Raw genomic sequence first — 13,199 nt, 5'->3', positions numbered from 1 at the left:
CCGGCGCTCAGCGCCCCAGCCAGACGGTGGTCAGGTTGCAGAACTCCCGGATGCCGTGCGCCGACAGCTCCCGCCCGTACCCGGAACGCTTGACGCCGCCGAACGGGAAGGCGGGGTGGGAGGCGGTCATGCCGTTGAAGAACACCCCGCCCGCCCGCAGGTCCCGGACGCAGCGCTCCTGCTCGGCCGCGTCGGTGGTCCACACGTTGGAGCTCAGCCCGAACGGCGTGTCGTTGGCCAGCGCCAGCGCCTCGTCCAGGTCCTCCGCCCGGTACAGCGTGGCGACCGGGCCGAACGCCTCCTCGTGGTGGATCCGCATCTCGGGCGTCACCCCGCTCAGGACGGTCGGCCGGTAGTACCAGCCGCCGTCCGAACCCTCGGGCCGCTGCCCGCCGCACTCCACCACCGCGCCCCGATCGACCGCGTCCTGCACCAGCTCCTCCAGGTCCGCACGGCCCTGACGGGTGGCCAGCGGGCCGACCTCCGTCTCCTCCAGCAGTGGATCACCGACCCGCAACTGCCGCATCCGGTCGGTGAAGGCCGCCGCGAACGCGGGGTACACCTCCGCGTGCGCGATGAAGCGCTTGGCCGCGATGCAGGACTGCCCGTTGTTCTGCACCCGCGCGGTCACCGCCCACTTCGCCGCCGACGGGAGGTCCGCCGAGGGCAGCACCACGAACGGGTCGCTGCCGCCCAGCTCCAGCACGGTCTTCTTCACCTCGTCCCCGGCCGCCGTCGCCACCGCCCGCCCGGCGCCCTCGCTGCCGGTCAGCGTCACCGCGGCCACCCGCCGGTCCCGGACCACCCCCTCCACCGCCGACGACTCGATCAGCAGCGTCTGGAAGCACCCGGCCGGGAAGCCCGCCCGGGCGAACAGTTCCTCCAGGAACAGCGCGGTCCGCGGCACGTTCGAGGCGTGCTTGAGCAACCCGACGTTGCCGGCCATCAGGGCCGGCGCGGCGAACCTGACCACCTGCCAGAGCGGGAAGTTCCACGGCATCACCGCCAGCACCACCCCCAGCGGGCGGTACCGCACGTACACGGCCGAGGCACCCGAATCCTCGACGTCCGCCTGCTCCGGGTGCTCGTCGGCCAGCAGGCCCTGCGCCCGGTCCGCGTACCAGCGCATCGCCTTCGCGCACTTCGCCGCCTCGGCACGGGCAGCCCCGATCGGCTTGCCCATCTCGGTGGTCATCGTCCGCGCGACGGCCTCCCGCTCCTCGTCCAGCACGTCCGCGGCACGGTGCAGCAGCGCGGCCCGCTCGGCGAAGCCGGTGGTCCGGTACTCCTCGAACGCCGCCTCGGCGCGGGCCAGCCGGGCCTCCAGCTCCGCGTGCTCCAGCGGCCGGAACGTCTCCAGGGTCTCCCCGGTGGCCGGGTTGACGGTGGCGATGGGCATGGGGTCACTCCTCGGTCCTGGCGCGGTCCGCGGACCGGCGCCGGTGGCGGGGCCGGCGGCCGGCCGGCTGGGTGGGGGCGGTCTGCTCCGTCAGCGGCGGCACCGGCCGGCGCTCGAGTGCGTCCCGGGCCACGGTGAACGGTTCCCCGTGGTGCCAGAGGTCCAGGTCCGGACCGTCCAGCAGGGTGTAGACGGCCTCCGCGGCGGTGGTCTCCACCCGCAGCGTGCGGCGCTGGAACTGCACGGTGAAGGCCAGCGAGGCCAGCCGCTCGGGCAGCCGCGGCGCGAACGCCAGGGTGTCCCCCCGGTGCCGAAGCCCGCCGAACCCGGCCACCAGGGCCAGCCACGTCCCCGCCAGCGCCGCCAGCCGCAGGCCGTCCCGCAGGTCGTGCACGGTGCCCTCCAGGTCCAGCAGCGCCGTCTCGTCCAGGTAGTCGTACGCGAGACCCGGGTGCCCGGTCTCGGCCGCCAGCACCGCCTGGACACCGGCCGCGATCGGCGAGTCCCGGACGGTCAGCGCCTCGTAGTAGGCGAAGTCCCGGGCCTTCTGGGCCGGCCCGAACGCCTCGCCCCGCCGGTACAGCGCCAGCACCAGGTCCGGCTGCTGCACCACCTGGCGGCGCTGCACCTGGAAGAACGGGTGGTGCGGCAGCAGCGGGTACTCTCCCGGCCCGGTGGCGGCGAAGTCCCAGCGCTGGTGGCGGGTGAAACCGGCCGCCTGCTCGTGCACGCCGAGCCGCTCGTCGAACGGCACGGCCAGGTGCAGGGCCGCGTCCCGCCAGACGGCGGTCTCCTCGTCGCTGACCCCGAGGGCCACCGCCAGGTCCGCGTTGCGCTCGGCCGCGTCGGCCGCCGCCCGCAGGTTCTGCTGCGCCATCAGGTTGGTGTACAGGTTGTCGTCCGCACCGCCGCTGTACTCGTCCGGCCCGGTCACCCCGTCCAGGTGGAACGTCCCCTCCGGGTCGTGGTGGCCCAGCGAACGCCACAACCGGGCGGTGTGGACGAGCAGTTCGAGCCCGGCCTCGCGGTCCAGGACCAGATCGTCGGTGGCCGCCGTGTAGTGCACCACCGCATCGGCGATCCCGGCGTTCACGTGGAACGCGGAGGCCCCGGTCGGCCAGTGCGCCGGGCACCCCTCGCCGTCGATCGTCCGGCACGGGAAGGCCGCGCCCTCCAGCCCCAGCCGCCGGGCCCGCCGGCGCGCCGCCGGCAGCGTGCTGTGCCGCCAGCGCAGCGCCTGCGCCACCAACTGCGGGGCGGTGTACGTGAGCACCGGCAGCACGTGCGTCTCGGTGTCCCACAGGCAGTGCCCGTCGAGCCCCGGGCCGGTCAGGCCCTTCGCCGGGATCGCCCGCTGCTCGGCCCGCGCCCCCGCCTGGAAGAGCTGGAACAGCGCGAACCGCACGGCCTGCTGGACCTCCGGATCGCCGCCCACCTCCACGTCGGCCCGCGCCCAGAACGCCGCCAGCACGGCCCGCTGCTCCTCGGCCAGGGCCGCCCACCCGGTCGCGGTCGCCCGGGCCAGCGCCGCGTCCACCTGGCTGCGGACGGCGTGCCGGGAGCGGACCGCGGACCAGCCGTGCGCGACCAGCTTCTCCAGCCGCAGCGCCTGGCCGGCCCGCAGCGACGCCGTCACGGTGAAACGGGCCAGGTCGGGGCCCAGGTCGACGGCGGTGGCGGTGCCCTCCGGCCCGGTCACGGTGTGGTCCGCTGCCAGCGCGATCAGCCGGCCGCCCCGCCGGGTGCGGTGCAGCAGCTGCAGCCGGCTGCCCCGGGCGGCGGCGTCCTCGGGCTCCAGGGCGTCCGAGGAGGCGAGGAGTTCGGACTGCAGCACGATCCGGGCCGGCCCGTCGACCGGCTCCACCCGGTAGGCGAGCGCGCCGATCGCCCGCTGGCTGAGCGAGACCAGCCGTGAGGAGCCGATCCGGACCGTCCGGCCGGAGGGTGCGGTCCACTCGACCGTTCGGTCCAGGACGCCGGTGCGCAGGTCGAGCGTGCGGTGGTGGCCGTGCAGCCGGCCGTAGCGCAGGTCGAACGGCTCGTCGTCGACCAGCAGCCGCACCAGCCGACCGTCCGGGACGTCCACCACCCGCTGCCCCGGCTCGCCGGCCGGCCCGGTCACCGGCTCGAAGACGCCGTTGAGGTAGCTGCCCGGCAGCCCGACCGGCTCGCCCTCGTCCAGCGTGCCCCGCCAGCCGAGGTGGCCGTTGGAGAGCGCGAACAGCGACTCGCTCTGGGCCAGCACGTCGAGGGCGAGCGCGGTCTCGCGCAGGCACCAGTCATCGACGGGGTACGCGGGGTGCATGATCACTCCGCCGCACCTCCCGCGGTCGTCGGCGGACAGGCCATACGACCACCCTCCCCCGGATCGGCCCCGGGCGCCTCCACGACGCGCCGCCCGGGGCCCCGGCCGGCGCGGCGTCAGCCGGCGATCACCGGGTAGTGGTCCGAGAGGTCGCTGTAGGTGTAGCTGGTGCCCCAGCTGCTGACCGTCCACGGCGCGCTGTGGAACCGGTGCACCCGGTTGGTGTACTCCTGCGGGCGGGCGTGGTCGGCGCGGTAGAGCACGTAGTCCAGGTCCTCCTTCGGCTCGCCCGGGTAGCGGTAGGCGGCGATCGAGTTGTCGACGGTGTCGAAGGAGTTCGTCCAGCCGGTCCGCTGGGTGGCGGGGGCCAGGTTGCCGTTGGCCAGCAGCGCCGGGTACTCGGAGTCGTGCGAGTTGACGTTCAGGTCGCCCGCCAGCACGATCGGCTCGTTCGCCGGGATCTGCTTGGCGTCCAGGAAAGCCCGCATGGCGGTCAGCTGCGCCGCCCGGACGGTGGCCGGCTGGCCGCTGGAGCAGCCCGAGTCGGTGGACTGCAGGTGGGTGCCGACCACGTGGGTGCGCAGCCCGTTCACGTTCAGCACCGCGTACACGAAGCCCTTGTTGGACCACCAGTCGGCGCCGCACGCGTCCTTGAACACGTACTGCTCCTTGCGCAGGATCGGCCACTTGCTGAACAGCGTCACGCCGCCGTCCTCGGGGGTGGTCGAGCTGTAGCTGCCGCCGGTGGCGTCCCAGCCGCTCTTCGACCGGCCGACCACCGGGGTCTGGTACGGGTAGGCGGCGGACGCTCCGGCGGCGAGCGCGTCGGAGGCCGCGTTGTCGAAGTCCTCCTGGAGCACCACCACGTCGTGGCCCTGGAAGAAGTCCGCCGACGCGATCGCCTGGGCGCGGTGGTCCTGGCCCCAGTTCGGGTAGAGGCTCTTGCTCATCAGGAAGACGTTGTACGTCAGCACGTCGAGCGGCGGGGCGCTCAGCGGCGCGCTCTCGGTGGTCGCCGCGGCCGCGGCCGCCGGGGTGGCGGCCAGCGGGGCCAGCAGCGCCGCCGCGGTGCAGACGGCGGCGGCCAGGCGGTGGGTGCGACGGCCGGTGGACTGGGGCATCAAGGCTCCGCGAGGTGAGGGTGGGGCTCGTCGGTCGACGAGGTGTTGTGTAGTCAACTCGCGTTGTTCCACGTCCTTCAAGACACCGGTCGAGCATCAGGTGAACTCGGCCGAAACAGAGCTACCCGGCAGTAGCGCCCGCGGTGGCGGTCACCGGCGCGGCCCCGAACCGGTCGGTCACCAACCGTTCCGCCCACCGCCCGAGCGCCTCGGCGACCGGCGGCCGCACCAGCCCGGCCGCGGCGGCCAGCCGGTCCGCGGAGGCGGTGTCGTAGCGGTCCTCCGAGAGGAACGAGAGCGACTCCCGGTCCGCGCCGGTCAGCGCCCTCGGCAGCCGCCGCACCAGCGCCACCGGCACCGTCAGCCGGGGCGCGTCGAGGCCCAGCGCACCGGCGACCAGCGCGATCAGCTCCGGCAGCGGCGGGGTGTCCGGGTCCAGCAGGGTGTGCCGCGCGAGCGGCTCCTCGTCGTACCGCGGCACCGCCGCCAGGAACGCGGCGAGGTGGTCGACCGTCACCACCGGTACGAAGGTACGACGACTGCCCGGTACGGCGGGCAGGTTCCCCGACCACAGCTGCTCCACCATCGGTGCCAGGCCGATGTACTGGCCGGACTCCCCGGTGCGCGAATGCCCGATCACCACCGCCGGGTTGACCACCGTGAGCGGTACGCCGAGCCCGGGTGCCAGCGCGCGCACCGCCCGGTCGCCCTCCGCCTTCGAGGCCTCGTACGCGCCGAGCGTGCGGTAGGGGTCGCGCGGGAGCGGCCGGCCGGGCTCCTGGCCGCGGCCGACACGGTACCCGGAGACGTGCACCAGCCGGCGCAGCCCGCGGCGGTCGGCGGCCCAGCGCAGGGCGTGCACCGCGCCGTCGACGTTGGCCGCCCTGGCCTCCTCCCGGCCGAGGCCGAAACGGTAGACGGCGGCCAGGTTGTGGACGTCGCGGACGTCGGTGAGCAGCGCGTCGTCGGCGGGGGAGAGGCCGAGGCCGGGACGGGTGATGTCGGTGGCCACGGTGGTCAGGGCGGAGTCCGGGGCGCCGTGCTCGCGCAGCCAGCGGCGCAGCTCGCCGTCCCGGCCCGAGGCGCCGCCCCGGACGCCGGCCGCCACCTCCTCGCCGCTGAGCAGCAGTTCCAGGACGAGCCAGCGCCCGATGAAGCCGGTGGCGCCGAGGACGAGCGTGCGGGGCGTGGGCATGGCTTACTCCTTGAGGGTGGACCGGTCTACATATTCTTGGACTGGAGGGGGCCGGCGAAGGCCCGGGCGGCCGGGGCCGCGGGGTCAGCGCAGGACGAGTTCGGCGGTGCGGGCGGCGCGGTCCAGCGGGATCCGGCTGCGCTGCACCCGGGCGAGCAGCAGGGCGCCCTCGATCAGGGCCAGCGCGGCCTCCGCCGAGGCCTCCGCCGCGGCCCGGTCGCGGCCCTCGTGGGCCAGCCGGTCGGCGAGCGCCCGCTGCCAGCCGCCGTAGGCGTCCGCGCAGATCCGGCGCAGCGCCTCGTTGCCCGCGGCGACCTCCAGGGCGACGGTGGCGAGCGGGCAGCCCTGGCTGTACCCCGACCGCTCCATCCGCTCGCCGAACAGCTCCAGCAGGCCGCGGACCACCTCGACGGCCGTCAGCTCGCCGCCGCACATGCTGTCGATCAGCACCCCGACCTCCCGGCCGGCCTCGGCCAGCGCCTGGCCGACCAGCTGGTCCTTGCCGGCCGGGAAGTGGAAGTACAGCGAGCCGCGCGGGGCGCCGCTCTCGGCCAGGATCTGGTTCAGCCCGGTGCCGGCGTACCCCTGGGCCTCGATCAGCACCCGGGTCGCCCGGACCAGCCGGGCCCTGGTCTCCTCGCCTTTTGCTCCCATGTCGGAAACACTAGACCGGTCGGCATATTCTGTGCAAGGGGCCGCTGCGCGCGTCACCCCGGCCCGGAGACCCTCAGGTCGCCGCCGGCTCGAACGACCAGCGGGCCGGTTCGTTGCCGCGGACGGTGACCCAGCTGCCGTCACCGCCGGAGGCGACCCCCGCGTACGGGGCACCGTCGGGGTACGCGATCTCGCCGAGCGGCTCCAGCGAAGGGGAGCGGAGCAGCGTCGTGGAGACGGCCGGGCCGTCCTCGTGGAAGGTGGCGAGGACGGTCGACGCGTCGTAGTAGGCGAAGCCGTAGCGCCAGGCCGGCCCCTCCGGGAGGATCCCGTCGATGGGCCGCTCGGCCACCAGCTCCGCCGTCGGGAAGGCGTGCGAGGACAGCGTCGTCCAGCTCTGGTTCAGGTAGTGCCGGCCGTCGGGGGCGATGGCCGCCAGTGACCGGTCGCGGAGACCCAGCAGGTCCGTGGGTGTCCTGACGATGCGGCGGCCCTCGCGGCGCACCCAGTGCCCGAACGAGCCGTCCTGCCCTTCGCCCACCAGGACGCCCATGTGACGGCCGTCGGGGTGGGGCAGGAGGCTGGAGAAGGACAGTTCACTGATCAGCTCGGTGCGGCCGAGCCGCTCGCCCGTGACCGCGTCCAGCACCCAGCACTCGTCGCCCCCGCCGAAGCCGCCGCCGTCGTCCTCGTCGTCGTCGTCGTCGTAGAGATCCTCGCGCGGCCGGACGGTGGCCCACAGCTCGGTGCCGTCCAGCGAGAACACGCAGGCGCCGGCGCCCACCGGGAACCGGTCCCAGGAGCCGTGCTCCACCCGCCAGTCCACCGCGTCGGCGGAGCCCCCGTCGTTCACCTGGACGCACTCCGCGCGGGAGACGGCCACCCGGCGGCCGGTGGGATCCACCGCGCGTCCGGTGATGCCGGGGACGTCGGGCATCCGCAGCCGTCGGACCGTCCGCAGCCCGGAGTCGAGGACGGTCACCTGTCGCGGATCGTCCCGCGAGGTCACCAGCCAGCCGCCGCCCGGCCGCGGACGGGGGTCCGTCGGCTCGTCCGGCAGGATGACCTTGTCGATCAGGTGCGCGCGCATGGCGGGGACGCTACCGCGGCCGCGGGCCGCCGGTGTGAGTGGCGACTACTCTCCCCGGGCACCGGACCCCGGGTCCGCCTCCAGTCGCCGTCCCGGGTCGGGCGCCTGGTCCGGTGCGGGTTCCGGTGCGGGTTCCGGTGCGGGTTCCGGTGCGATCAGCGTCCGGGCCGCCGTCGAGCGGCTCAGCAGCACGATCCCCGCCAGCACCAGCAGGCCCCCGGCGACCTCCGGCACCAGCCACCACCCGCCCCGCAGCCGCTCCTCGAAGAGGGCCACGCCGAGCGCCACGCCCGTACAGGCGTCGCCCAGCGTGAGGGCGGGCTGGGAGAACGTCAGCGGCCCCGACTGGAGCGCGTTCTCCAGCAGGAACAGGGCGCCGACGCCGACCGCCGCGAAACCGTAGGTCTGCCAGACCGAGAAGAACGCGGCGATCCCGTCGGACTTCCAGGTCTGGGCCGCCGACTTCAGCAGCGCGGCCGTCAGGGCGTAGCAGAGCGCCGCGGCCAGGGCCAGGCAGGCCGCCCGGGCGGCCCCGGGCCGGCGCCGCACCGCGGTGGCGGTGAGGGCCGCCGCCGCGCCGAGGCAGCAGGCGAGCGCCACCAGCCAGCGGGTCGTCGACGCCTCGGTCCCGCCGGGGGTGGGGGCCGCCGCGAACAGGGCCACCGCCAGACCGACCGTGACCAGGCCGGCCGCCCTGCGGGCGTCCGCCGGGAGTCGGCGGTGCAGGATCGCCGCCGCGAGCAGCAGCGCGATGGGCAGTTCGAGGACGAAGACCGGTTGCACCACCGACAGTGGCCCGTTCGCCAGCGCCAGCGCCTGGAAGCAGGCCGCCGCGCCGACCGCCGCCATGCCGCCGAGCCACACCCGCTGGCGCACCAGCCCGGCCATAAGTCCGCGCCCGAGCCTCCCGCGCATCGGCACCCGCTGCGCGGCCTTGCGCTGCAGCACGGTGGCGAGCGCGTTGCTGACCGTGGTGAGCAGTGCGAACAGCACGGCGAGGGGGGTGTGCACGGGCGCCTCCTGCGGCGGACGGCTCCGGCCTGCGCGGCCGCTCACCCCATCCTGAGGTCGGTCGCGCCCGGGCGCGCGCAGCAGTGCGACGACACCTCGGCGGATCCCGGTGGCGGGTCCGGCTCCCGTGAGCGCTTCCGAGGCGGCCATTTAAGTGATATCACTATGCTAGTTTCGTGCTCGCACACCGGATCGAAGGAGCAGACCCGCCATGGCCGTACAGCCCGCCGACGCCGTCATCCCGTCAGCAGCCCCGGACGGCCTCGCCGTCGCGATGCCCGCGCCCAAGGTCACCGAGCGGGTGATCGTCGGTGCGCCGGGCCTGCCGATGCTGGCCCTCACCCTGCTCCTGATCTTCGGTGGCGTCGGCCTCACCATCGGGGGCGGCGTGATCCAGGCCGACCAGGCCTCCGCCCTCGGCGTCACCTTCCTCGTCGCCGGCCCGCTCGCCTTCCTGACCGGCCTGGTGAGCGCCTGCGGCCTCACCGCGGTCGCCCCCGGCCAGGCGCGGGTGGTGCAGCTGCTCGGCCGCTACCGCGGCACCGTCCGCGCCGACGGCCTGACCTGGCTCAACCCGTTCACCAGCCGCCGGCTGATCTCCACCCGGATCCGCAACCACGAGACCGAGACCGCCAAGGTCAACGACGCGGACGGCAACCCGATCCAGATAGCCGCCGTCGTGGTCTGGCAGGTCGAGGACACCGCCAAGGCCGTCTACGAGGTCGACGACTACGTCGAGTTCGTCGCCATCCAGACCGAGACCGCCGTCCGGCACATCGCCAACAGCTACCCGTACGACGCGCACGCCGAGGGCCAGATGTCGCTGCGCGACAGCGCCGACGAGATCACCCGGACGCTGTCCGCCGAGATCGACGCCCGGGTCGCGTCCGCCGGCGTGCGGGTGGTCGAGTCGCGGATCACCCGCCTCGCCTACGCGCCCGAGGTCGCCCAGGTCATGCTGCAGCGTCAGCAGGCCGGTGCGGTCGTCGCGGCCCGCCGCCTGATCGTCGAGGGCGCGGTCGGCATGGTGAACCTCGCCCTGGAACGCCTCGCCGAGGAGAACGTCGTCGAACTCGACGAGGAGCGCAAGGCCGCGATGGTCAGCAACCTGCTGGTCGTCCTCTGCGGCGATCGGGGCACCCAGCCCGTGGTCAACACCGGTTCGCTGTACCAGTAGGAGAGGTAGCCAGGTGGCGACGGAGCGCAAGAAGATCCTGCTGCGGCTCGACCCGGCCGTCCACGACGCCCTCGCCCGCTGGGCGGCGGACGAGCTGCGGAGCACCAACGCCCAGATCGAGTTCCTGCTCCGCCGGGCCCTCACCGAGGGCGGCCGGATGCCGGGCGGTGTCACCCGCATCCCCGGCCGCGGCCGCCCGCCCAGGAACCCCGAGCCCGGGCCGCCCCCGGACGAGTAGGACCGTCCGACGAGCCCCGGCGCTCCGCATGGAGAGGAACGACCGTGGACGTGCCCGACACCCTGGCCGGCAGGCCGTGCCTGCTCGCCTGCGACCCCCGCCGCGCACGCCCCGTCGGACGGGGCGAGCTGGACGTCCTGCGGCGGGCGGCGGCCCTCGCCGAGCTGCTGCGCAGTGGCCTGCCGACCGACCGGGACGGCCGCGCGGTACGACCCGACGGCCCCCGATCCGCGGCCGGACCCGATGGCCCCCGATCCGCGGCCGGACCCGCCGACCCGGTGGCGGCCGGGCTGCCGAAGGCGGTGACCGGCGCCCGGCCGCGCCCTGGGCGGCCTGGCTCCGCCACCGGGCACGTACAGAGCAGGCCGTCCGCGAGCAGCTCGCCGCCGACGGGTGGATCACGGTGGAGGAGCGCCGCGTCCTCGGCCTCCTCCCGGTCCGATGGGTCACCGTCCGCGAACCGCGCGTGCGCACCGCCCCGGAGCGGGACTTCTCCCGGGCCTTGAGCGGCCCGGCCTCCTCGGTCGGCGACACCGACGCGCGGGTGGTGGCCCTGGCCGACGCCGCCCGGCTCCCCACCGTCCCGCCGATGCGCGTGCGCCACCAGCACCGGGCCCGGATCGCCGAGCTCGCCCGACGCTCCGGACTACTGCCCCGGGTGCTGCCCGGGTGATCGTCGCGCGCGACTCCGCGGGCTGACGCGTCGGCCGGGCCGCCCCCGGGCAGGCGTGGGCCTGGAGAGCCCCGCAGGTACGAGGCCCACGCCGTCCCGCGCGAGGCCCGACCGGTCGACGGCGGGCGGATCGCCCCCGCCTGCGGCACGCTGTTGGACAGGGGCACCGCAAGCCCGGGGCCCGCCGAGGCCCGCGAGGAGAGAGTCGCCATGGAGCCGGCCCGACCGCAGGCGCAGACGGCCGAACCGAGCCCGTCCCGGCGTCCGCTGGCGGTCCTGGACGAGCTCGGGGTGGCGGCCGTGATGCTCGACGAGAACGGGCGGATCGCGCTGTGGAGCCCGCAGGCGGAGCGGCTGTTCGGCTACCGCGCCGAGGACGTGCTCGGCCGCAGCGCGATCAAGCTGCTGGCGGAGGACCGTGACACCGCCGAGGTGGCCCGGCTGTTCGACGGGGTGATGCGGGGAGAGGGCTACTGGGCGGGCGGGTTCCCGATCCGGCACCGGGACGGCGGCAGCACGCTCGCGGAGGTCCGCGCGATGCGGCTGCACGACGAGACCGGCCGCGCGTTCGCCCTCGGGCTGGTCACCGACCGGGCGGCGGCCGTCCGGCTGGAGCGGGACCTGGCGCTGTCCGGCCGCCTGGTCTCGCAGACGCCGGTCGGCCTCGCGGCGCTGGACACCGACCTGCGCTGCGTGGCCGTCAACCCCGCCCTCGCCGCGATGAACCAGAGCTCCGCCGACCGCCACCTCGGGCGCAGCGGCGCCGACGCGCTGCCGTTCCTCGACCCGGAGGACTTCCGGGCCACCGCGACCGCGGTCCTCGCCACCGGGCAGCCGGTCGTCGACCGGAAGGCGACCTCGCGCACCAGCGCCTGGTCCGTCTCGTTCTACCGCCTCGACGACGCCCAGGGCACCGTTCTCGGCCTGGCCGTGTCGGTCGTCGACGCCAGCGAACGCCACCGCGAGCACCTCGAACTGGAACGCAGCCGCCGCCGGCTCGCCCTGGTCGCGGACGCCTCGCTGCACATCGGTACCACCCTCAACCTGGACCGCACCGCCGAGGAGCTGGCCCGCCTGTGCGTCCCGGTCGTCGCGGACGTCGCCGCGGTGGACGTCATCGACGCGCTGCTCCCCGGGCACCGCCGCTCCGAGGTCGCGGCCGGCGCGACCTGCTTCCGCGCGCTCGCCGTGGCCTCCGACGCGGCCGGCCCCGCGACGGCGGCCGCCGACCGCCCCGGCGAGGCCGCCGAGTACGGGGAGGACCGCCTGGTGACGCAGTGCGCCCGCACCGGCCGGCCGGTCCACCTACCGACGGTCGGCCCCGAGGACCTGCCCAGGATCGCCCGCAGCGCGGAGGCCGCCGCGCTGCTCGCCGAGGCGGGGGTGCACTCCTACCTCGCGGTGCCGCTGATCGCCCGGGGCGAGGTGCTCGGCGTGCTGGACCTCAAGCGGGCCGGGAACCCGGAACCGATCGGCGAGGACGACGTGCTGCTCGCGACCGAACTGGCCGCCCGTGCGGCGGTGTCCATCGACAACGCGCGGTGGTACCAGCGGGCCCGCAACACCGCCGTCGCCCTGCAGCGCGGCCTGCTGCCCAGCCCCGCCGACGCCCGCCCGGGCCTGGAGATCGCCTACCGCTACCGGCCGGCGGACGAGGTGGACGAGGTGGGCGGCGACTGGTTCGACGTCATCCCGCTGCCCGGGGACCGGACGGCCCTCGCCGTGGGCGACGTCATGGGCAGCGGCATCGAGGCGGCCACCACCATGGGGAGGCTGCGGACCGCCGCCTCCACCCTGGCCGGGCTCGGACTGCCGCCCGCCCGGCTGCTGCACCACCTCGACCGGATCACCGCGGGGCTAGGCCCGCAGATCGCCACCTCGCTCTACGCGATCTTCGACCCGGGCGCCGGCGAACTGCGGCTGGCCGGTGCGGGCCATCCCCCGCCGGTCCTGGTCGGGGTCGGCCGCGGCCCCGAGCTGCTGAGGGTCGACCCCGGGGTCCCGCTCGGCGTGGGCGGCGGCGACTACCGGACGCTCACCACCCCGATGCGGCCGGGCGACACGCTGGTGATGTACACCGACGGGCTGGTGGAGAGCCGGGTGGAGGACATCGACCAGGGGCTGCGCTCCCTGCTCGACCTGCTCGGCGACCTCGGCGCCGCGCCGCTGCCCGAGCTCTGCGACCGGCTGATGGACCGGCTGCGCAACCGCCGTCACTCGGACGACGTGACCGTCCTCGCGGTCCGCGTGGCGCCCCCGGGCGCCTGACCGCCCCCGCCCCCGCCTCCGCCCCGCCTCCGCCCCGCCTCCGCCGGTGCCGGGCCGGTCCCGGGCCG

At 75.4% G+C, this 13,199-nt stretch carries 11 protein-coding genes; 4 read left to right on the top strand and 7 right to left on the bottom strand.

Annotated features, from left to right (window positions below; translation table 11 throughout):
* Nucleotides 1-7 precede the first annotated feature (7 nt).
* From ACIOFR_RS19165 to ACIOFR_RS19135, 7 genes are all read right to left on the bottom strand, one after another.
* On the bottom strand, nucleotides 8-1,399 hold the full coding sequence (locus ACIOFR_RS19165) for an NADP-dependent succinic semialdehyde dehydrogenase (protein ID WP_400998595.1): 1,392 nt from the start codon (nucleotides 1,397-1,399) through the stop codon (nucleotides 8-10).
* Nucleotides 1,400-1,403: 4 nt separating this feature from the next.
* A complete protein-coding gene (locus tag ACIOFR_RS19160) occupies nucleotides 1,404-3,710 on the bottom strand; it encodes a glycoside hydrolase family 65 protein (protein WP_400998592.1) in 2,307 nt (768 codons plus the stop codon).
* Nucleotides 3,711-3,820: 110 nt separating this feature from the next.
* Nucleotides 3,821-4,825, bottom strand: a complete 1,005-nt coding sequence (sph, locus tag ACIOFR_RS19155; protein WP_400998589.1) for a sphingomyelin phosphodiesterase — start codon at nucleotides 4,823-4,825, stop codon at nucleotides 3,821-3,823.
* A gap of 121 nt (nucleotides 4,826-4,946) precedes the next feature.
* Nucleotides 4,947-6,020 (bottom strand): SDR family oxidoreductase, encoded by a 1,074-nt coding sequence (locus ACIOFR_RS19150; protein ID WP_400998586.1) that lies wholly within the window; start codon nucleotides 6,018-6,020, stop codon nucleotides 4,947-4,949.
* A gap of 84 nt (nucleotides 6,021-6,104) precedes the next feature.
* Nucleotides 6,105-6,674 (bottom strand): TetR/AcrR family transcriptional regulator, encoded by a 570-nt coding sequence (locus ACIOFR_RS19145; RefSeq protein ID WP_400998585.1) that lies wholly within the window; start codon nucleotides 6,672-6,674, stop codon nucleotides 6,105-6,107.
* A gap of 73 nt (nucleotides 6,675-6,747) precedes the next feature.
* Complete coding sequence (locus ACIOFR_RS19140; RefSeq protein ID WP_400998584.1) at nucleotides 6,748-7,764, bottom strand: hypothetical protein; 1,017 nt, start codon at nucleotides 7,762-7,764, stop codon at nucleotides 6,748-6,750.
* 45 nt (nucleotides 7,765-7,809) lie between these two features.
* Nucleotides 7,810-8,775 carry a DMT family transporter gene (locus ACIOFR_RS19135; RefSeq protein ID WP_400998582.1) on the bottom strand — a complete coding sequence of 322 codons (966 nt, stop codon included), beginning with the start codon at nucleotides 8,773-8,775 and terminating at the stop codon, nucleotides 7,810-7,812.
* Between the two features lie 211 nt (nucleotides 8,776-8,986).
* Between ACIOFR_RS19135 and ACIOFR_RS19130 the strand changes: the two genes are divergently transcribed.
* From ACIOFR_RS19130 to ACIOFR_RS19115, 4 genes are all read left to right on the top strand, one after another.
* Nucleotides 8,987-9,952, top strand: a complete 966-nt coding sequence (locus ACIOFR_RS19130; protein ID WP_400998580.1) for an SPFH domain-containing protein — start codon at nucleotides 8,987-8,989, stop codon at nucleotides 9,950-9,952.
* Between the two features lie 13 nt (nucleotides 9,953-9,965).
* Complete coding sequence (locus tag ACIOFR_RS19125) at nucleotides 9,966-10,190, top strand: hypothetical protein (protein ID WP_400998578.1); 225 nt, start codon at nucleotides 9,966-9,968, stop codon at nucleotides 10,188-10,190.
* A gap of 28 nt (nucleotides 10,191-10,218) precedes the next feature.
* Nucleotides 10,219-10,863 carry a GPP34 family phosphoprotein gene (locus tag ACIOFR_RS19120; RefSeq protein ID WP_400998576.1) on the top strand — a complete coding sequence of 215 codons (645 nt, stop codon included), beginning with the start codon at nucleotides 10,219-10,221 and terminating at the stop codon, nucleotides 10,861-10,863.
* A 210-nt stretch (nucleotides 10,864-11,073) separates the two neighbouring features.
* Nucleotides 11,074-13,131 carry a SpoIIE family protein phosphatase gene (locus tag ACIOFR_RS19115; RefSeq protein ID WP_400998574.1) on the top strand — a complete coding sequence of 686 codons (2,058 nt, stop codon included), beginning with the start codon at nucleotides 11,074-11,076 and terminating at the stop codon, nucleotides 13,129-13,131.
* Nucleotides 13,132-13,199 lie beyond the last annotated feature (68 nt).

It is taken from the genome of Kitasatospora sp. NPDC088346, assembly GCF_044740765.1.
In the GTDB taxonomy this organism is placed as follows: Bacteria; Actinomycetota; Actinomycetes; order Streptomycetales; family Streptomycetaceae; genus Kitasatospora.
The sequence above is the reverse complement of the archived record's forward strand: the minus strand, read 5'-3'. Positions and strand labels throughout refer to the sequence as shown.